Here is a 20,213-nt window from a genome sequence, read left to right on the forward strand (position 1 = left end):
TTCCTCCCAACATCAGGAAGTATACCAAATCAGAGAATGCCAGATCAACTATGGACTGACCGGCGTGAACAGTTGACCGGGTGCCAGCTGCTGCACTCCCACAACGAATTGCATGATATCTGGGATCGATCCAACTACGGTCAGTTCCACAGGATGATGCGAGGATGGTCGTACCGGGGTGCCTAAGCTTGCTGCTTCACTGGTCCAGGCGGACGTGACCCATGTCGTATAGGGAACGAAGGTTGCTGCTCCACGTCTGGCTGGACGACGGCGAGCATTCCCAGTATTGATTGGGGTAATGGCAATCTTCTCAGCGTAGGCAGCTACGAGCTTGCTCGCATCCACGGTCAATACCACCTGTGGACGGGCACCGCAGGCAGCCCGATGCCGATTGAGGCGCGTTGGATCGAGCCAGAAGAAGATGTGGGCATTGATGAGCGTGTACCATTCGGATGGAGTTATGCCGATTAAGCAGTTTGCGAGGGCCGCCGCAGGCATGGGCCGCTGATCCCGAATCTGAATACCGTTCGGTAGTTCTGTATGCGTCAATCGCTGATGCTTCTCTAATCGTTCCCGGTCCTTTCCGAGAATGCCTGCGAAATCCAGAAGGGTGCTGGCGCTGTGCAGACCGTCTCGCTGGATCGCAGGCCAATTAGCGGCTTCTGCCATATGGTAGATAGAGGTAAGTCGAATCATTCTTTATGTATTAGCTTTCTAGACTCAAGAATTCCTTTTGTACATTCTTGTTTTAAAGGTAGCTCAATGGTATGCTTGTGTCAATCTGACAGTATCACAGAGATAGCGCGGTAATGCTCTTTGATGAATGAGAGCATAGAGCAATAAATGAGAAAGGACTGTAGAGCATGACCTTTCAACTTCCCGATGGCGACACGCCCTTTGGGAAAAATGTACGGCGTCGCGTGCATGAAGAGTATCTTATGTGGCTTACCACAGTGAATATAGGTGGGATGCCTCAACCAGCCCCCATCTGGTTCTGGTGGGATGAGGCTGCATCCAATTTTTTGGTCTATAATCTGGCTCATGCCAAACGCCTGGATTTTGTGCGCCAGAATTCCCAGGTGGCGTTGCATTTCAATGGTGACCAGACCGGTTCTGGAATCATCGTATTTACCGGACATGCCCAGATCAGCCCCGCTGAATCTCCTGCTGATCAACATCCGCTCTATCTGGCGAAATATCACCACTGGATGACCAGCAAGTTTGGCTCGCCAGCACAGTTTGCGGCGGAGTATTCGGTAGCCTTGCGCATCTATCCCATAAAAGTGCGCGGCTCATCTTCATAAGAGAGAGTACGTGAAAAAAGCCGTCAACTAAAATAGACAGTTCCAGGGGATGCAATGCACCTCCTGGAACTGTCTATTTTATAATGAAGAGACGCTATGGTGTTGTTACGCTGACATGATCGAAGCTCGCTTTTTCAAGCACTCCATTATTGTGAGAAACTACTGCCATACCGATGTATGCATTTGTGGCCATAGTGATGGTTTGCGCGCTGACCTGTGACCATTGAGTGCCATCGCTAGAAATGTAACCAGTCAAGGTATGACCTTGCCGGACCAGTTTCAGCCAATAGGGTGCGCCAGCGATGGGTCCATTATTCCAGGAACTATCGCCACCTGAACTTGCTCGATCCTGCAGAACTGAGCCGCAGCAGGCGGTCAGGGCCATGAAGGCATGTGACGCATCTTTGTTGAGCGATTCACGTATCATCACTCCAGCCCTGGCATAGCCATTGGCGTAATCCATGCTGGCCACATGGGCAATAATCGTGCCATCACCATTGAGATCCTGATAGACATAGCGGAAGCTATCGGAGTTTCCCGCTATATCATCACCCGCACCCGCAATCGTAAAGGTGCCATTATTCGCGGAAGCTGAACCCGCAACACCGACAGAACCGATATCCTGGGTTTTCCAGGGAGCCGGCAGCGAACCTCCGGGGTCAGGAGTAGGAGTCGCTGTGGGATTAGGCGTCGGTGTCGTTGTAGGAGCAGGCGTCGGTGTCGTTGTAGGAGCAGGCGTCGGTGTAGGTGTTGGCGTACCTCCACCTGTGCCGCCGCTATTGCTCAGTTGGACAGTTCCGAACAGGCCAGGATTATGCCAATCATCATTGCTGGTCGCATTCCAGAATGTCTTGCTATTAGTTGAACCCTGGATAATCGCGACATCCAGGCCAGCCAGAGCGTTAGCCGAAGGGGTCTGATTCAGGATAGACCATGGAATCGCCAGCAGTTGTGTATAGCTGCCAGATCCACCGAACTGCCCATAGCTTGGGAAACTTGAAGGATTCACCTGGCTACCATTCTGGTAGATTTTCATGGAATAGCTGCTCTGATCGAGGGCTATCTGCCAGTCATTTGCATCGTATCCTGAGCCTTTGTCGTTGTTCCCATCGACATATACTTCTATCGCGTCACTATCCTGACTATAGTTGCTATCGTTCAGTTTTGCCAGGATATAGAGATTGTCATTGTCCCATGCGCTCTGGAAACTGCCTGAGAAGCCATTTTGAGACGAGCCTTCTGTCTTCGTCAGATTGTAGGAAGGGGCCGTACTCCAGATTGCATCCGTATTGCTTTTGACCGGTGACGCCGTATAGACCGAGGTTGCTCCAGTAAAGGTTCCCAGTGTAATAGTCGCCGCCTGACTGGTTACCTGGCCATTGGCATTTTTCACTGTGACCGTGTATTGTGCGCCATCATCATTACCCGTTGACGAGAACGTATACTGTGGTCCAACCGCGTCAGCAATGTTGACGCCGTTCCGTTGCCATTGATAGGTAAAAGGAACAGGCCCTCCTACCTGGACGTTCAATGTTACTTGCTGACCAGCGCTGACAGTCTGGCTCTTTGGCTGGGTTACAATCGTGGGGGCGGCCTGCTGGTTATCGTCGCCACTGAAGGTGCCACTGAGGGTCGTGACACTATTGGCTGGAAGGGTAACGCTATTGGTGACCGTGCCTACATTCGCGACCTGTTCATTCGCCGATGTGCGATAGGCCGTAAACTGAGAAGGCACATGCTGACCAGTCAAATTCAGCGAGACCGTTTTCTCAGCGCTACTATTATTGATCAGGACAGTTGTTAGCGTGTGATTGGCTGAGTCATTGAAGGCGGTTGAAAGGATCCCTGAATCGCTAGATGATGCATCCACCATCACAGCGCCCGGGCGGATAAAGCGGAAGAACTGGGTAGAGACAGCAGAACGTTGGGTTGGCTGTACATTATTATCTAATAGCCCCTGTTTGCTATCGTCAGAGTCACTATTGAGCCACCAGACCCAGGCACTCAAATGACCATATTTCAGGGCCGTCTGCATATCGGTCGCCAGTCTAAAAGCGCCCGCCCACTGTGTATCATCATACCCGGACGTTTCCGTCATCCAATTCGACAAATTATACGGCGCCGTCATATCATAAATGCCCTGCCAGAAGTTCTGCGAATCCCCGACGGGGTCGACCCCATTGCCCGAATAGCCATGGACCACAAAGGTATTAAGATATTGCTTCGCCGTTGCGTCTTGTTCCGCACTCGACAAATAGTTAGCAAGCATGCCGGGGTTTGAAACATCCTCAGGATATTCAATCTTAGAAGGAATATTTGCTTGCTTTAATGCTGGTCCGACAACAGACAGCAACTTTGCCAGAGCAGGAGCAGGATAGTAGCAAGAAACATAGCTAAGTGCCAATTCTGGCTCGTTTTGCAGGCTGACCGCATAAGGATACACGCCAGACTGAGCTTTAAAGTCATTGAGGTAGTGGACCAGAAAATCGGCATAATCCTGTCGTGTCTGATCATCATCCTTGAGCCGATTCGTGCTATTATCGGTTCCAGACTGGCTATTATTCTGTTTCATCCATGCCGGCGGTGTCCATAGAGATAGAATAATCCTGACAGGAGGAAGTCCTAAATCACTGGCTTTTGCCTCTAGCGCTTTCACGTAATCGGTTGAGGTTTTCATGACGCTCGCATCGTACTGACCTCTTGATGGCTCATAATCAGGACTTATGGCCTCACGGTTCATACTTGCGCCTAGATCTTTCAGATAGTACGTCAGGAAACTATCATTCCAGCGATCCTGTTCAGAGGTGCCAAAATAGTCTGGATACTTGTTGCCGAACGTCCCAAAGCCCTCAATCTGTTGGAAGGCGACGTTTTTATTGATCGTGATCGTGGGGGCATCCGCATGCGCCTTTGTGGTGAAAGCGGCCACCGTCGATACGGTCAGGAGAAAGATACTGAGAAGGGCGAGATAGGTCCTTCGTCGCTTCTGTTTCAACGCTGAACGTTTGTTCTGCTCATGCAAGCCAGGGTTTGTGAACATCAATGTAGACTCCTTAATGAAGAGATCTTCTGCTATGAAGATACTGGTTGAAACGTACAGAATAAGATGTACGACCCGCTAAATGAAAAGATCGTGTAGGCATATGACTACATCCCTGGTTTCTGCCTCCCCTCTGCGAGATGAATGAGCACAAAACCCCACTATGGAGTGTTCTGTTCATCAAAATTATGATGTCTGTAACACATGATGACCTGAACTGCGTACTGGAATGAGTAGGATAGGAGAAAGAAACAGGGTCTATAGTGATTGCTTGTGTCTCTTTCTCTGTGCTAGTACAAGTATAGGGAAGTGGTTCATGGCTTGTCAAGACTTTGTCTGAAATTGGTGGAATTTCGGTACTTACTGCATGAATTGAGCATAAGATGTGAGTGTGTTGACAGGATCCACGAAATAGCTTATGATTGTGCTAGTTCACAAATGTTTTTGACCTGACTGATATGGAATAAGGCACGAGGAATAAGAAAACGTGGTACTAAAACAACCAGCACGAGAAGAAAGCAAACTTGAGGAACTCAGTAAGCGCCTGCGCACTCTTGCTTATGAGAGAGGGCCAGATGCGCAATTACCGTCTATACGTATGCTGTGTGATATGCTAGGCACTACGCGTGTTACTATCGGGGAAGTATTAAATCTGCTTGAGAAAGAGCATATTGTGTATAGAAAAGATCGTCAGGGTATTTATGTATCCCCCAGGATCTATCGAAAATCCATCTCCATTATGTTCGACTCGGCCAATCTCCAGGGCGACACCATCTCTCCTTTCTGGCCTTTACTCTGGGTACGTTTGGAGCAGGAGGCGCAAAGGCGTGCCCTGGTGAAGGATGAAAGTTATTCGTTTCATGTCGTCAATTCCATGCAGAATACTGTTGATACTATTTGTGAAGATATAACGAAATTGATTCAGAATGGTGAGGCACACGCTATTTTAGCGGTTGGTCTCAACACCCTAGCAAAAGACTGGATTGACAACCTGCATGTCCCGTATATCACTTTTGCGGGTCCCGGTCGTTGGATTGTGCAACTGGACGGTGTAGAGTTTGGTCAACTGGCAACAACCTCGCTCATTCAACAAAAATGCAAGAAGATTGGTCTCTGGATGTATAATAGTGGACATTCTCAGGACTGGGAGCTTGTCAACGAATGGCGTGGGTTTCGTGAAGCTCTTACCAGGAATATGATTCCCTTTAATCCCGATCTGGTGAGACAGACGCAACAATTACCACACGATCTGCTGGCACATAAATCCCTGACGCTGCAAGAGCAAGGCTATTTGCTGGCCAAAGAAGTCTTTGGAACATCCAACCATGCCAGACCAGATGGAGTGGTGATTGGTGATGACATGATGACCGATGGGGCACTTGTGGCGCTAGAAGAACTGGGTGTACGTATTGGAGAAGAGCTGAAAATTGTCACCCATGCGAACGTCGGATCATCCGTTTTATTTGGCCGAACCAAACGAATGACGGTATTTGAGTATGATGTACAGGATATTGTGCAGGCGATGTTTGCGATGCTCGATATTCTCATACAAGGTCAGCAACCTGCACAAGAGGTGACCTGGATCCGTCCCAGGCCACGTATCTCAAAATAGAGAAAAGCGTGCTGCCCATCGTGCTCCCTCGGTTGATTGAGAGAGCACGAACTTGACCGAGCCGGACAGGCATGCGGTGTTTGACGGGTGGCCGTTCGTCAGTCGTCGAGGACGGCAAGGTTCAACTGGCGCAGACGTGCAGGATCGGCGACCGCCTCGATCTCGACGATCTTGTCGTTCTTGATCGTGAAAGTGAGGACGAGGAACAGGTGGCCACGCGGTGCCACAATAGCTGCCACTGCGCCATCCACGAGAGCCTCTCGGGCACCTTGAGCACGTCCTGAGAACTGCCTGGCCACGGCTGACGCACCGTGGACCTTTCTTGATAGACCTTTGGGCGAGGTCGCTCCATCCAGGCGAAACACAACCTCCGGATCGAGCGCTGTGAGCAGCGCCTCAAAGTTTCCGGTGCGCGAGGCGGCAAGGAAGGCATCGACCACTGTACGCTGGCGTTCGAAATCGGCCGTCTTCGCCATTTCCGCTCCCCGTACGCGGCGGCGTGCGCGACTGGCGAGTTGCCTTGTTGCCGTCTCCGAACGCTCCACGATCGGCGCAATCTCGTCGAACGGGATCGCAAAGATGTCGTGCAGCACAAAGGCGAGCCGTTCGGCGGGAGGTAGCGTGTCGAGAACGACCAGCAGCGCAATCCCGACTGACTCGGCCAGCAACGCTTCCTGCTCCGGGTTGACCCCCTCTTCACGGCTCTCGATGGACTCGGATACAACCGCCTCCAGTGATTCCTCGCGTCGTGAGTTTCGCGAACGCAACATATCGAGGCAAATTCGCGCGACCACCGTGGTCAGCCATCCTCCCAGGTTGTCAATATCGCCTGTATCAGAGCGGTTGAGGCGCAGCCACGACTCCTGTACGGCATCGTCTGCCTCGCTCAGTGAGCCGAGCATACGGTAGGCCACCGCTTGCAGGTGGGTCCGGTTAGCCTCGAATTGTTCCGTCAGCCATTCGTGTTTGTTCATCAGTTCTATTCTTTCATGCTATTCTCTCATGGGTGAGACGTACTTTTAGCGGTCACATTCTTTCGTTGCGTTCCGTCATTGTAGTGACGAGGGAAATCTAGCCGATGTAACAGGGAAACAGACCCTCTTTAAAGCGTTGCATGGGCGTGGCCCCCTCGAGATTACACCTGAACGTCAAGAAATTTGTATGGTGCGTCCAACGGTCACATTTCTGCGCGCTGGTTCGTCAACCAAGTGACGCACGAAAACACCACTGAGATCTGGCTCAAAGAGCCGCCTGCGGTGAAATCGAAAAGGACACCAAACACGCTGTTTTATGGTATGTGAAAGGTAGGTTATAACTATGGCTGATGAAAAGATTTTAATGGTAATGATAGCGGTCACAGATATGGCGAAGGCCAAAACATTTTACGCGGAGCAATTGGGTTGGTCCGTCACCACTGACTACGGAAAAGGTGACCATCACTGGGTCTCTCTTGCACTGCCAGGAGGAGGCGCCTCTCTCACGCTGTCAACGATGCATGAACACATGAAACCTGGTACAATGACGCTCTATTTCTCGACTTCAAATATTGAAGCAGAGTACAACGAGCTTAAAGCAAAGGGGGTCCAGGTCGACGAAGTGAAGGATGATCTGTATGGTCCGGGTTCTGGTGTCAAGTGGTTTCAAATTGCGGATCCTGATGGCAACCGGTGGCAGGCGGTGCAGGCCTAGTCGCCTCTCACTCGGCGCGACGCTGGATTATGTAAAGCGTCGCGCCAATTGCCTTCATGCACAGTCAAAAGCGGATGCCTGGTAACGTCTGGTTAAGCGATGTAGAGGAAACAGAGATCACTATGGTTCAAGAATATATCGAGATTCGTGGCGCGCGCGAGAATAACCTTAAGGATGTCTCCTTGAGGCTGCCCAAGCGCAAAATCATCATTTTTACTGGCGTGTCTGGTTCGGGGAAGTCATCGGTGGTCTTTGATACCATCGCCAACGAAGCACAACGGTTGTTGTTCGAGAATTTTAGCATGTTTATTCGCAACCTCCTGCCACGCTATCCTCAACCAGACGCCGATGAGATTGAGAATCTGAGCATGGCCGTGATTGTTGACCAGAAACGTCTGGGGGGTGGATCGCAATCGACGGTGGGCACGGTCACTGACATCGCGCCTGTGTTGCGCATCCTCTTTTCACGAATCGGAAAACCATATGTAGGTTTGGCCAACGCCTTTTCCTTTAACGATCCACAGGGCATGTGCCCGGAATGCAATGGCCTGGGTCGTAAGATTGGCATTACCCTGGACGCGTTGATTGATACCACAAAATCGCTGAACGAGGGAGCCGTTATTGCTCCAGGGCTGGTCAAATTAGAAAGTGACATTTATGCGCAGTCTGGCTTCTTCGATAACGACAAGAAGATAGCCGATTATACAACAGAGGAACGGGACCTGCTTCTCTATAGCGAACCGCGCAAACATACAGGGCTGCCGTACAACACCTATGAGGGACTGGTGTACAAGTTTAATCGTAAGTTCGTTGCGCGTGACATCCAGACGCTCTCGCCTCGCATACGGCAAAAGGTCGAGCCTTTTTTGAAACCTGGCCCCTGTCCGCTCTGTAAGGGTGCCCGTCTCAACCAGGCCGCCTTAAGCTGTAAGGTCAATGGGTACAATATTGCCGACATGGCCTCGATGGAGATTGATGAGCTTTTGGAGGTCGTCAAGGGTATCATAGAACCGGCGGCGGCGCCAATCGCGCGCACGTTGATCCAACGGCTGCAACATCTGGTGGATATTGGCCTGGAGTATCTTAGTCTGGATCGATCCACTGATACCCTGTCTGGAGGTGAAGCGCAACGGGTCAAAATGGTCAAGCATCTTAACGGTAGCCTGGTCGATGTCATGTATATCTTTGACGAGCCAAGCATCGGACTTCACCCGCGCGATGTCCATCGTCTGAACGAACTGCTGGAAAAATTGCGCGACAAAGGGAACACGGTCATTGTCGTAGAGCACGATCCTGATGTGATTAAGCGGGCTGACTACATCGTCGATATGGGACCACATGCTGGAAGTGAAGGCGGCAAGATTGTCTATGAAGGCGATTTCTCCGGCCTGCTCCAGTCCGATACACTGACCGGCAACCATTTGCTGCGTAAGAGGCCGTTGAAGGAGAGCTTTCGCCAGGCGACCGGGGCACTGTCAATCGCCCACGCGACGGTGAACAATTTGCAGGATGTCAGCGTGAATATTCCCACCGGCGTGCTGACGGTCATCACCGGCGTGGCTGGTTCAGGCAAAAGCTCGTTAATCAATGAAGCCTTTCTCAGTCAGCACCAGGCAGCAGTAGTGATTGATCAAGCCTCCCTGAACACTTCCAGTCGCTCCAATCCCGCCACCTATACCGGTATTATGGATGATGTGCGTAAGGCCTTTGCGGCGTCCAACAAGGTTGATGCTGGCCTGTTTAGCTTTAACTCCAAGGGGGCCTGTCCTAACTGTCAGGGTCTGGGTGTGACCTACACCGACCTGGGCTTCCTGGAGGGCGTCAAGCTTCCCTGTGAAGTGTGTGGCGGCAAGCGCTTTAAGGAGGAGGTGCTGGCCTATACCTTCAACGGCAAATCAATTGCCGATGTCCTGAGCATGACCATCAGCCAGGCACGTTCGTTTTTTACCATCAAAGAAGTGCTGCCAAAGCTTCAGGCGATGAGCGACGTGGGCCTGGATTACCTGACGTTGGGCCAGCCACTGAGCACGCTCTCGGGTGGCGAATGCCAACGCATGAAGTTGGCCAGCGAACTCCACAAACAGGGGAGTATTTATGTCATGGATGAGCCAACGACCGGGCTGCACCTGTCAGATATTGGTCGCCTGCTCACCATCATGAACCGGCTGGTCAATAGTGGGAACACAGTAATTGTGATTGAGCACCATCTTGATGTGATTCGCAACGCAGACTGGATCATTGATATGGGACCAGAAGGCGGCAATAAAGGTGGCAAGGTCATCTTCGAGGGGACACCGCAAGAACTCCTTAGCGCCAGTCATTCGCTGACGGGTAAGTACCTCTAACAGGCCCGGTGGCTTGGTGAATGCTGATTTGAAATAGCTTTAGAAATACTATGGACAGCATAGACTGAGAGAAAAGAGTTGGTAGCAGTACCTTGCTCTCAGTCTACCTCTTGTTGTAAACTTGCTAAAAGTTTACCTGTACCTGCAAGATAAAGCGCACGTATCTATCTAAGGATACGTCCTCGCCGGCAGGTATCGAAAAACGTCTATGGATGCCAGATAAAAGTAACGCCTGCACCAGGATGGAATTTTCCATAACTGACCTGATTCCAACCGCCATCCCAGTTCATATGGCTGACACTTACGCCATTCGCATTGGCGCTTGCCGCACTCACACCTGACTCCACAACACCCACATGCCCGGCAGCACCGGCTCCCTGGGTATAGGCTTGCAGTACCACAATGGACGGTCCATTTGGATTAGGCATAGACGATGTAATCCAACCAGAGGCACCAGCCCCACCTGCCCATGCATTGGCGTTACCTGACCAGCCAACCCACCATCCGGTCAAATTGTGGTAATGGATGTTCGCCCAAAAAGTACACTGACCGACAAAAAAGCGTGCTGAACTATCAGTATTGCCGGCTACATAGGATGTCAGGGCAGGAGCCTGTGTCTGAACAGGAGCCTGAGTTGGTGCAGGAGCCTGTGCCTGGACAGGAGCCTGTGCTGGTGCAGGAGCTTGTGCCTGCACGGGGGCTTGAGCTGGCGCTGGGGCCTGAGTTGGGACAGGCTTTTGAGCTCTTTCTGCTGCCTTGAATGCATGCCTGGCATGAGATGTATTCCGTTTTACAGGCTTTGGTGTTGCCGTCTTTGCCGTAAGAATGGGTCTATGCTGCTGCTTCGCCGGAGCCTTATGCACGGTAGGTTTAGGAGGCGTGCTCGTTCCAAATGCCTCGCTCGAACGAGATGGAAGCACAACCATGAATGCTCCAGCGATGATCACCGCGAGCATCAATGCAATGCCGGTATAAATGAGCGCATTGCTTCCTTGTGGACGTACCATACTCAGACCCATTTTTCCATTGATAGGAAAAATGGCAGGCATACGTAGTGATGTCGTTGTAAGCTTGTTGCGCATTGCCCCTGATTTCCCCAGGGAGTTTTTAGCGGTTGAAAAAGAAGCAGAATTCGTTTTGGCAGGGGCAGCCAGCACTTTTTCAGTATCAGGAGATGACCCTTGCTCAACGAATTGACTTGTAGTACCTCCTGGTGTCTCTGCTGGAATAGCACTATCCTGAATATCAGTAACGATGCTACAATGACGATTTCTAAACAACATACGAATTCCCTCTCACTTTTTACAGTTGAACGATAGTTATTTACATGGAGATAGCGATGAGACTACACATCATCGTTATCTCCATGTAAATAAGCATTACATATGGTACATGACCATATGTAGTGACTATATTGGTAGACTTTAACCGATGGTACAGGGTGATGTCAAATGAATCACTAAAATACAGGAAGATATGACTACTCTAATTCTGCATTTTTTAAATTTAAAGAGATATAGGATTTATGGATGAGTAAAGAATTCCGAGTGAGACAGGGCAATTGAAGCGATGATGCGTCGAAAATTTTATCAAATACCGGTTTTACCACCATTCTCTGTTTGAGAAAAATGACCATGCATTTTTAGGCTGGAAAATGTTACCTGGAGTGATGCTGCAGAAGAAGATTTGGAGTTTTGGTCGCTGATCACCGGCCAATAGTGGCATAGCAGATCCTCAGAAGAACGCTTCTGAGGATTATCCGTCAGTTATTGATGATGAATTTTTGCTGCATACGCCTGAGCATACTTCCAATCGGCATTGAAGGTTGCAAGGAGGCTCGATACGACGTGTGGGTTCGAGATCATGATACCAACCTCACGGCTATAGTGGAGCGATTGATGACTGAGGTTTTGTGAACCGACAAATGCGAGTTGTCTGTCAACAATAATCATTTTCGCATGCATAAAATAGTGTGGTGTCACATTGACTGCGACCTCAGGTGCCAGGATGCGATAGGTTTGATTGTTATCAGCCGCTGGTGCCCCCATTGGCTGAGGCGACAGTGGAGGTAACATCAGTTGTACCGCAACTCCACTCCTGGCCGAATGCAAGACGATCTGCTTCAGATTGAGTGCACCTTCGCCAGGAGGATCGTTGAGATATTCTATCTGGATGGCCAGGCTGTGTTTGGCGGTCCGCAGTAATAAAGGCAACAATGAAAGTGCGTTGATATCGGAGACAATGAGATTGGACGTAGCAGGGATCATAGGTAGCGGATGACCGGCTTGATCCGCTAAGAAGATGGCTTTGAGGAGCGCAATATCATGGGGATCGGTATCACAGATGATGTATTCGCGATTGGCGTAGCCTGCATGATTCCCACCGAGCGCCTGGGCCGTAAAATTGGCGGTCATGATATATGCCTTCGCCTTCCCCGGCACATCTGCATCGACAAGTATGAATTTAGCATGGTGGACGGAGACAGGTTGTCCATCTGTACGAATAGCTCTATTGGGGATGGCCCAGGCAGGAAAACGCTGCTTGCCAGTGGGATCCAGGCTGAGCGGCAAGATTGGTTGATGATGCAGAAGACGGAGATCTAGCCCGGGATGGGCAGCTTTCTGTCTCAGAAGCATCTGTGCCACATGATCATTGTCGAATAGGTACATTTCGATCCACAACGATTTTGTGGCTGAGGCAATGATATCTTGAATGATCTTCATGCCTGCATCTGGCTGGATGCCAGCAAGAGAAATATGTGAGCCAGCGCCTGCGGGTAAAACTGGGAAATGAAAATGACTTTTTGCAGGAGCGTGGTGAGGCCAATATGGATCCATCTATTATGCGAACTCACTTTCTAAAATTTGTTTTAGCTCTTGCTGCCTCCAGATACAGCCTCAGAGAGCCAACCTTTGACTCTACTAGATGCTCGTAACCTCAAAGCAGATGGAGTAGATTGCTTTACTAGTACTATAACACGCTACAGATTAGCAAGGAATGTATTGATTGCAGCGTTGACCGCCTCTGGTTCCTCAACTGTTGAGGTGTGTCCCGCTTCAGGGATAACGATCAGTTGCGAGCCAGCAATCCTGCTGTGGAGTCGTTGAGCGTGTGTGAGTGGCGTGGCTATATCTTGTTCGCCAACGAGGATGAGCGTTGGGACACTGATCTTCTCGATCTCATCATAGACGCTCTGGCGCTTGGCCACACCTATGGTGGCGCGGGCACTGCCAATACGATTGTTGTTGATGAGTCGTTGCCGCCATGTAGTACGTTGCTCGTCTCGGGCTGGATCGTGAAGAAACTTCTGCCCAAACATTAGCTCCATTACTGGTCCGCTGACCATGCGTATACCCATCCAACGTCCGATGAAGGCAAGCTGTTTGTATTTGGATTGGTGTTCGACGGGCTCTGGATCAGCGGAGGTGTCTAGAAGGAGCAGTGACTTGAGTAGTTCAGGTCGTCGTGCTGCCAGGCGCATGCCTACGAAACCACCCATGGAGAGTCCAAGAAAATGGCATGGCGTGTTTCCCAATGCTTCAATCAAGGCGGCGGCATCCTCATAGAGCGTTTCCATATCGTAGCCGGTACGCGTCACTTTGCTCTGACCCTGGCCGCGATGGTCAAAGGCAATACAACGGTAGCGATCGCGCAGCGCTGCGACCTGCCCATCAAACATGCGACAACTCCAGAGCAGGCCGTGTGAAAAGAAGATTGTTTCAGAACCGCTGCCTTGTTCCTCATAATATAGTTCAGCGCCATTGACATGTATATAGGGCATACATTGCTCCTTTTCGGATAAAATAGTGCAAATCGCGTGTATTATACACCACATATAGCTTCACATGCATCTTTGCATCTGCCTTCGCATAAACAGACACTGCAGGCGCGAGATAGCAGATAAACAGGAGCACGTGGTAGTTATGATCATTACTACGTGCTCCTGTTTATGACGAGAGGACATGCTATGCGAGTGGTTTCCGTCCTTTCAAGAGGAGCGTATCCATCGTGAAATCCTTGAGGTGTCCATCTTCGTTGCTATGGACCTCGAAATAGTGCCGGGTGGATTCATCACTCTGTAAAATATAGTCCTCAAGCGCGGCCTTTTCAGAGGTCGCAAGCTGCGAACGGGCCGTCCAATCATCGTAGTTATGGGTTTTGCGGAAGGTCTCGGTGTGTTCGATCAGGAGCCCGGCCTGAGTGAAGAATGTCTCCCATTCCCTTTGTGTATAAGAGCGGCCATGAGAATGGTCCCGCCATTTCTCTACAGTGTTGTTAAAGGTATCTAACGCGGCATCATCTGGCGCGATGTTATCGATCAACAAAAACAGGCCGCCGGCTTTGAGCACACGAGCGACTTCTTGCACCGCTTTTCCCACGTCAGGAAAGTGGTGGGGAGCAATGCGGCACGTGACGCGATCAAAACTGGCATCAGCAAAAGGCAGAGCTTCCGCATCCGCTCGCTGAAAATAGGCATTGGACACTCCTTGTGAAAGGAGAAATGTCTGAGCGGTTTCCAGCATCGTTGGCGTGAGATCAGTGACCGCAATGCGGGCAACATAGGGGGCTACTGCGAGTGCGGTATGCCCGCCCCCGGTCGCGATATCAAGGGCATGATCTTGAGGTTCCCATTCTCCTAATTCAATCAAACGCTGAAGATCGTTGCCATAACGATGTGAGGCACTGGTAACATAGCTTGCGGCGGTGCGGCTGAAATACGCTTGAACCCGGGCTTTCTGATCCTGATCATCTGCTGGTAGACTTTGTCCCATGGCGTTTTTCTCTTTTCTATCGTATGTAGGGAATAGTACTTCACTTCATTCTATGAAACGCTACGCTTCTTTGTCCATACGTTTGAATTTTACCCTCTCTTTAGCAGGTGCTTAAATAGTATTTGATGCGTATGCTCACGCGAACGTTGCATCGCCTATCTCGCTATACTACATTTGACTTTCGAGCAAAGATAGATTATAATTCTTTTATCTTAATTTTGGAGGTTCAATTATCATGCGCTTATTCACCACGAAGGTGTTGCTAAGCTAAGTGAGCTGTGTCTATCAATGAATATGGTCTTTTGATGCGGAGCATTCGTATGATTTTGCTGATGCGTTGGCCATACTTTCTTTAGTCAAGCTACAGAGATAGATTCTTTTCTGCTGTAGGCTTCTTTTTACTCTTCACAATCAGCCCGCTTAGCCTCATAGGGCTACTTTTTTTGTCTGCGCATTGTATGCAGCAGCGCGTTGTTTCTCCTTCAGCATCACCGCTCTCCACTCTCTATAGCCATGCTCTATCGCAGGCTATCCACTCTTACTATCGAGCATATGCTACGTTCTGCACGCATTCTGTGCGCGACTATGTTCGAAAAAATGCATATCCAACGCCTTTGAGCGAAAGAAAGAAAAAAAGATTTTATGCATGTTCAGTTGAGACGCTCCTGGCACGTTCCGCCCATGTATCTCAAGCTGCGGGGAGAATATGCCCTCTCTTTTGCTGTCCTCTTAGCTGCCCTTTACGGTGAGACAAGGAGGTGCCTATGCATCCTTCTCACACACTGAATCGCTACCGGCGGTTGTTAGTTCACTATCTGCGCCCCCAATGGCTGTGGATGGTCCTGCTGGCTGTGATCTTGTTCTGCACGATCGGTGTACAGGTGATCACACCGCTGGTGGCGAGCCGTTTTATTGATCAGGCTACCTCTGGTGGAGATTTACAAGGCCTGATTATGCTGGCTGTGTTCACTATGGGTCTGGCCCTGCTGGGACAGGGATTGGCCGTTGCCGAAACCTATGTTGCTGAAAATGTAAGCTGGGCGGCCACTAATGCCTTGCGCACTGACCTGGTTGTGCACCTGTTGCGGCTGGATGCTACCTTTCATACTGCCCATACGCCAGGTGAGTTGATTGAGCGCGTGGATGGTGATGTTGGCACGCTGGCTCGCTTTTTCTCACGCTTTGTGGTCTACGTATTAGGCAATGGTATCTTGCTGCTGGGTGTACTCGGGCTACTCTATTACGTCGACTGGCGTGTCGGCCTGGGGATGAGCGCCTTTGTGATCGTGGCTTTTATCGCTATGCTGCGCATTCGTTCTGTGGCTACTCCATCCTGGGCAGCAGATCGGCAGGCCAGCGCTGATTTCTATGGCTTCCTGAGTGAATATCTGGCTGGCCTGCAGGATATCAAATCCAGCGGGGCTGGTGCGTTTGTGCTGCGTCGCTGTGCGGAGGTGATGCGCTCCTGGTTGGCGATCACACGCAAGGCACAGATGTGGGGCTACGCTATGGTCGCCACCAGTCAGGGGCTGTTCGCGCTCGGTACAGCGTTCGCTTTAGCCTTGAGTGCCATGCTGTTCAAGGATGGTACGTTAACCATCGGTACGATCTACCTGATCTTTCAGTGTACCGAGATGCTCCGCCAGCCGACCGAACAGATCCGCAATGAAGTGCAGGATCTACAGCAAGCGGATGCCAGTATGGTCCGTATTGAGAAGCTGCTGGCTACGATGCCGCGTGTGGTTGATGGTCCCGGCAGCGCGTTACCTGCAGGCCCACTATCTGTGGAATTGGATGATGTTTTCTTTGGTTATGGGGAGGACACGCTGATCCTGCGCAACGTCAGTATCTCGCTCGCGCCGGGTCGCGTGCTGGGTGTGGTGGGGCGTACAGGGAGTGGTAAGACGACGCTGACACGGTTATGCCTGCGTTTCTACGATCCTCTCGCTGGTGTTGTACGACTGGGGGGCGTGGATCTGAGAAAGGTTCATCTTGCGGAGGCGCGTGCGCGCATTGGTCTGGTCACCCAGGATGTGCACCTCTTCCATGCCAGTGTACGTGATAATCTGACCCTCTTCGATGATAGCGTGCCGGATGAGCGGATTCGTGCCGCACTGGAAACGATGGGTCTGGCCGACTGGCTAGGGAAACTGTCGCAGGGGCTGGATACGCAGATCTTACCTGGGAGTGCCGAACTCTCCGCTGGACAGGCACAGGTATTGGCCTGCGCACGCATCTTGCTGCGTGATCCCGACCTGGTAATCCTGGACGAGGCGTCATCGCGCTTGGATCCAGCCACGGATCGGCTGGTGCATACGGCTCTGAATCGACTGCTCGATGGGCGCACAGGCATCATCGTGGCGCACCGACTGGATACCGTCGCGTATGCCGATGACATTCTGGTTCTGGAGGATGGGCAGGTGAGCGAGTATGGATCGCGGCTTGCTCTTGCGGCTGACCCCACCTCGCGTTTTGCTGGATTGCTGCGGGTCGCTACTGAGGAGGTTACCATATGAAAAAATTACCAACCTGGCGCTACCTGCTGGAAATGTTTCGCTATAGGCCCTGGCTCTATTTGCTTCACGGAACCTTATGGAGCGTCGGCAACATCATAACGATTCTGACAGGACTGCTTGCGCGTACCTTTTTTGATACCCTGACCGGAAAGGCACACCTGCCCGGGGGCACGACGGGACTTATTATCGTCATGGTCATGTTCGCCGTCTGCCGGGTGTTTGTATGGCTTAGTGCTGGCTTTGCCGAAATCACTATGCGCTTCACGATGAGTGGATTTTTGCGCCGCAACTTGTTGCGACACGTGCTGGAGCGGCCGGGCGCGTATGCACTGCCCTACTCCATCGGTGAGACCATCAGCCGTTTTCGCGATGATGCCTATCAGGCTGAGGACAATGTCGATTGGAGCGATGAGATTGTGAGCCAGGGCCTGTTTGCCGTGGTGGCCTTCCTGATCCTTTTGACGATTGACGTTCGTATGACCCTGGTTACTATCCTGCCTCTTGTGATCGTGGCGGCCTTAGCACGGCAGGCCAGTACTACGCTGGGTCGCTACCGTGAAGCCAGCAGTCAGGCTACCAGTCAGGTCACGGGAGCCATTGGGGATATCCTGGCTGCCGTGCCTACATTGCAGGCTGCTGGTGCTGAAGAGCGCATCGTGGAGCGCTTCCGACGCCTGAATGAGCAGCGCCGTACAACGATGCTGGCTGATCGCGTGGCGACACAGGTTATGAATGCTGTCACGGCTAACACTGTGAGCATAGGCACGGGTCTGATCATGTTACTGGCTGCTGGCAACCTGCGCAGTGGGAGTATGACGGTAGGTGATTATGCCCTGTTTGTCCTGTACCTGAGCTATATTGCCGACTTTACCTCTGATATTGGCCAGTTTCTCGCTGTCTATCGACAGACGGGCGTTTCGTTCGAGCGTATGGAGAGCTTACTGGACGGCACCGCGGCAACCGCCCTTGTGGAACATACTCCCATGTACCTGCGCGGGCCTCTCCCTGCCGTGCCACCGCCAACGCGTAGTGCGAACGATCAATTGGATCTTGTAGAGGTGCGGGAATTGACTTATCGCCATCCCCAGTCCGGGCGAGGCATCGAAGCGGTCGATCTGCGTTTGTCTCGCGGCACCCTGACAGTGGTGACGGGACGCGTAGGCGCGGGCAAAACCACACTCCTGCAGACCTTGCTGGGCTTGTTGCCACGCGATGCAGGCGAGATCCGCTGGAATGGGCAACTTGTGGATGATGCGGCCTCCTTCTTTGTACCTCCTCGTGCAGCATACACGGCCCAGGTACCACGCCTGTTCAGCGAGACGCTCAAGCAGAATATCCTTCTAGGACAACCTGATGAGCCTGGTGTACTGGCAGCCGCCGTGCGCGGCGCGGTCCTGGAGCACGACGTGCAGACGTTGGAGGCAGGATTAGAGACCTCTGTAGGGACCCGTGGCGTCAAACTTTCGGGTGGACAGGTACAGCGTACCGCTGCGGCGCGTATGCTGGCACGATCTGCCAGTTTGCTGGTGATCGACGACCTCTCCAGCGCGCTAGACGTTGAGACCGAACGTGCCCTCTGGGAACGCATCTTTGAGCATCAAGATGCCACCTGTCTGGTTGTCACACACCGCCGTACCGCCCTGCAACGGGCCGATCACATCATCGTGCTCAAAGATGGCAAGATCGACGCCCAAGGGACGCTAGACGAGTTACTGGCCACCAATGAAGAGATGAGGCAGTTATGGCAGGGTAATTACGTCAACGAGCACCAATAAAAACAGTAGCGGCAGGTCTTGTATCTGCAACCTGTTCACGTAAGATATATTCCAGAGACACGTGGTCGTGTGAAGGCGAACATATCCAGGATTGTATAGCTTGTTGCTTGTGCATGGTCATACGTGAAATTTTCGCAGGTGCAAGACCTGCTGCTACTGTGTTTATTTTTTATTTTCATTGCTTTTTAAAAGTGGCCTTTTCATATTCGGGGTAAGTGGCTCTTTTGGCAAGGTCACTTGCACGATATCATAGAGGCCGTATATGATCAAGCTTTGCTATTACATGGAGGATATTGTGATCAACCATCGTCTTATTGTTGATGCTCAAATTTTTGAACGGTTTCCCGAGTATCAGGCTCTGATTGTCTATGCAGAAGGAATACGAAATTTTCCCAGTACCGCAGAAAGCGAGGCGTTGTTGCGTGCTGCTGAACAGGCATGTCGCGCTACCCTCACATCTGATACACTGCTTCAACACCCACATATTAATGCATGGCGCGAGGCTTATCGTCTATTCGGTGCCAACCCCAAAAAATATCCCAGTTCGATTGAAGCCTTGCTGCGCCGTACCCTGAAAGGGCAGGATCTTCCATCGATCAATGGGCTTGTTGATCTGTATAATGCAGTGAGCTTGAAATATCTCCTGCCAGCCGGGGGAGAGGACCTGGATACGTTGGTGAGTGATCTCCATTTGACGTATGCGCAAGGGAATGAGCCGTTTGTGACGATGCAAGATGGGCAGGAGCAAGCGATCTATCCAGAGGCAGGCGAAGTCATCTGGGCTGATACGGCTGGCGTTACTTGCCGACGCTGGAACTGGCGACAGGGACGCCGTACACAATTAACAGAAGGCACGCAAGCAGCCTACTTTGTATTGGATCGCCTTGCTCCTTACCCCAGTGAAACGCTTCTGGCTGCTGGAGAAGAATTGAAAGCTCATTTACTGCGCTGGTTTCCAGCGTGTACCATCACCATAGAAGTATTACAAAAAGTGTAAATGCTTCTAGCATTATCTCTACGAGCTTTTCGACACCCTCGGTAAATGTGGTATCATGAAAATAAGACAGCACAACGAAATTGTGCTGTCCTCCCTTTTTGCTCTCAGCAAAGAAGGACCGTCAAACGTTTCTGTTTGGGAAATAAAGTGCTCTCGTGGAATT

The 20,213-nt window shown here is 51.2% G+C and carries 14 protein-coding genes; 7 read left to right on the plus strand and 7 right to left on the minus strand.

Annotated features, from left to right (window positions below; all coding sequences use genetic code 11):
• Positions 1-48 precede the first annotated feature (48 nt).
• Complete coding sequence (locus EL633_RS15160; protein ID WP_126627985.1) at positions 49-696, minus strand: DUF7002 family protein; 648 nt, start codon at positions 694-696, stop codon at positions 49-51.
• 167 nt (positions 697-863) lie between these two features.
• On the opposite strand from EL633_RS15160, the gene EL633_RS15165 reads away from it, so the two are divergent.
• A complete protein-coding gene (locus EL633_RS15165) occupies positions 864-1,304 on the plus strand; it encodes a TIGR03667 family PPOX class F420-dependent oxidoreductase (RefSeq protein ID WP_126627986.1) in 441 nt (146 codons plus the stop codon).
• Positions 1,305-1,398: 94 nt separating this feature from the next.
• Here EL633_RS15165 and EL633_RS15170 read toward each other — a convergent pair whose 3' ends face one another.
• Positions 1,399-4,344 (minus strand): sugar-binding protein, encoded by a 2,946-nt coding sequence (locus EL633_RS15170; RefSeq protein ID WP_126627987.1) that lies wholly within the window; start codon positions 4,342-4,344, stop codon positions 1,399-1,401.
• Positions 4,345-4,831: 487 nt separating this feature from the next.
• Between EL633_RS15170 and EL633_RS15175 the strand changes: the two genes are divergently transcribed.
• Entirely contained in the window at positions 4,832-5,956 is a 1,125-nt protein-coding gene (locus EL633_RS15175) for a substrate-binding domain-containing protein (protein ID WP_126627988.1), read from the plus strand.
• Positions 5,957-6,054: 98 nt separating this feature from the next.
• On the opposite strand, the gene EL633_RS15180 is transcribed toward EL633_RS15175, so the two are convergent.
• The gene (locus EL633_RS15180; protein ID WP_126627989.1) at positions 6,055-6,930 is read right to left on the minus strand and encodes a sigma-70 family RNA polymerase sigma factor; all 876 of its coding nucleotides are present in this window, start codon (positions 6,928-6,930) and stop codon (positions 6,055-6,057) included.
• Positions 6,931-7,273: 343 nt separating this feature from the next.
• On the opposite strand from EL633_RS15180, the gene EL633_RS15185 reads away from it, so the two are divergent.
• Positions 7,274-7,645 carry a VOC family protein gene (locus EL633_RS15185; protein WP_246039142.1) on the plus strand — a complete coding sequence of 124 codons (372 nt, stop codon included), beginning with the start codon at positions 7,274-7,276 and terminating at the stop codon, positions 7,643-7,645.
• Between the two features lie 122 nt (positions 7,646-7,767).
• The gene (locus tag EL633_RS15190) at positions 7,768-9,990 is read left to right on the plus strand and encodes an ATP-binding cassette domain-containing protein (RefSeq protein WP_126627991.1); all 2,223 of its coding nucleotides are present in this window, start codon (positions 7,768-7,770) and stop codon (positions 9,988-9,990) included.
• 206 nt (positions 9,991-10,196) lie between these two features.
• Here the strand turns inward: EL633_RS15190 and EL633_RS15195 are convergent, their stop codons facing one another.
• The 4 genes from EL633_RS15195 to EL633_RS15210 all read right to left on the minus strand — a co-directional run bounded on the left by EL633_RS15195 (position 10,197) and on the right by EL633_RS15210 (position 14,762).
• Positions 10,197-11,273, minus strand: coding sequence for a hypothetical protein (locus EL633_RS15195; RefSeq protein ID WP_126627992.1), 1,077 nt, complete (start codon positions 11,271-11,273; stop codon positions 10,197-10,199).
• Positions 11,274-11,756: 483 nt separating this feature from the next.
• A complete protein-coding gene (locus EL633_RS15200; RefSeq protein WP_126627993.1) occupies positions 11,757-12,827 on the minus strand; it encodes a phospholipase D-like domain-containing protein in 1,071 nt (356 codons plus the stop codon).
• 143 nt (positions 12,828-12,970) lie between these two features.
• The gene (locus EL633_RS15205) at positions 12,971-13,771 is read right to left on the minus strand and encodes an alpha/beta fold hydrolase (protein ID WP_126627994.1); all 801 of its coding nucleotides are present in this window, start codon (positions 13,769-13,771) and stop codon (positions 12,971-12,973) included.
• Between the two features lie 184 nt (positions 13,772-13,955).
• Entirely contained in the window at positions 13,956-14,762 is an 807-nt protein-coding gene (locus EL633_RS15210; RefSeq protein ID WP_126627995.1) for a class I SAM-dependent methyltransferase, read from the minus strand.
• 764 nt (positions 14,763-15,526) lie between these two features.
• Between EL633_RS15210 and EL633_RS15215 the strand changes: the two genes are divergently transcribed.
• From EL633_RS15215 to EL633_RS15225, 3 genes are all read left to right on the plus strand, one after another.
• Positions 15,527-17,278, plus strand: a complete 1,752-nt coding sequence (locus EL633_RS15215) for an ABC transporter ATP-binding protein (protein ID WP_126627996.1) — start codon at positions 15,527-15,529, stop codon at positions 17,276-17,278.
• Positions 17,275-19,053, plus strand: coding sequence for an ABC transporter ATP-binding protein (locus EL633_RS15220; RefSeq protein WP_126627997.1), 1,779 nt, complete (start codon positions 17,275-17,277; stop codon positions 19,051-19,053). The genes EL633_RS15215 and EL633_RS15220 overlap by 4 nt, the downstream gene beginning before the upstream one ends.
• A gap of 295 nt (positions 19,054-19,348) precedes the next feature.
• Positions 19,349-20,050 (plus strand): B3/B4 domain-containing protein, encoded by a 702-nt coding sequence (locus tag EL633_RS15225; protein ID WP_218027495.1) that lies wholly within the window; start codon positions 19,349-19,351, stop codon positions 20,048-20,050.
• The last annotated feature ends 163 nt before the right edge of the window (positions 20,051-20,213 follow it).

The organism is Dictyobacter alpinus (genome assembly GCF_003967575.1).
GTDB classification, from domain to species: domain Bacteria; phylum Chloroflexota; class Ktedonobacteria; order Ktedonobacterales; family Ktedonobacteraceae; genus Dictyobacter; species Dictyobacter alpinus.

Excerpts from the sequence above, each read along its gene's own strand:
- EL633_RS15160 (WP_126627985.1), bottom strand. The coding sequence starts at position 696 with ATGATTCGACTTACCTCTATCTACCATATGGCAGAAGCCGCTAATTGG.
- EL633_RS15165 (WP_126627986.1), top strand. The coding sequence starts at position 864 with ATGACCTTTCAACTTCCCGATGGCGACACGCCCTTTGGGAAAAATGTA.
- EL633_RS15170 (WP_126627987.1), bottom strand. The coding sequence starts at position 4,344 with ATGTTCACAAACCCTGGCTTGCATGAGCAGAACAAACGTTCAGCGTTG.
- EL633_RS15180 (WP_126627989.1), bottom strand. The coding sequence starts at position 6,930 with ATGAACAAACACGAATGGCTGACGGAACAATTCGAGGCTAACCGGACC.
- EL633_RS15185 (WP_246039142.1), top strand. The coding sequence starts at position 7,274 with ATGGCTGATGAAAAGATTTTAATGGTAATGATAGCGGTCACAGATATG.
- EL633_RS15190 (WP_126627991.1), top strand. The coding sequence starts at position 7,768 with ATGGTTCAAGAATATATCGAGATTCGTGGCGCGCGCGAGAATAACCTT.
- EL633_RS15195 (WP_126627992.1), bottom strand. The coding sequence starts at position 11,273 with ATGTTGTTTAGAAATCGTCATTGTAGCATCGTTACTGATATTCAGGAT.
- EL633_RS15200 (WP_126627993.1), bottom strand. The coding sequence starts at position 12,827 with ATGGATCCATATTGGCCTCACCACGCTCCTGCAAAAAGTCATTTTCAT.
- EL633_RS15205 (WP_126627994.1), bottom strand. The coding sequence starts at position 13,771 with ATGCCCTATATACATGTCAATGGCGCTGAACTATATTATGAGGAACAA.
- EL633_RS15210 (WP_126627995.1), bottom strand. The coding sequence starts at position 14,762 with ATGGGACAAAGTCTACCAGCAGATGATCAGGATCAGAAAGCCCGGGTT.
- EL633_RS15215 (WP_126627996.1), top strand. The coding sequence starts at position 15,527 with ATGCATCCTTCTCACACACTGAATCGCTACCGGCGGTTGTTAGTTCAC.
- EL633_RS15220 (WP_126627997.1), top strand. The coding sequence starts at position 17,275 with ATGAAAAAATTACCAACCTGGCGCTACCTGCTGGAAATGTTTCGCTAT.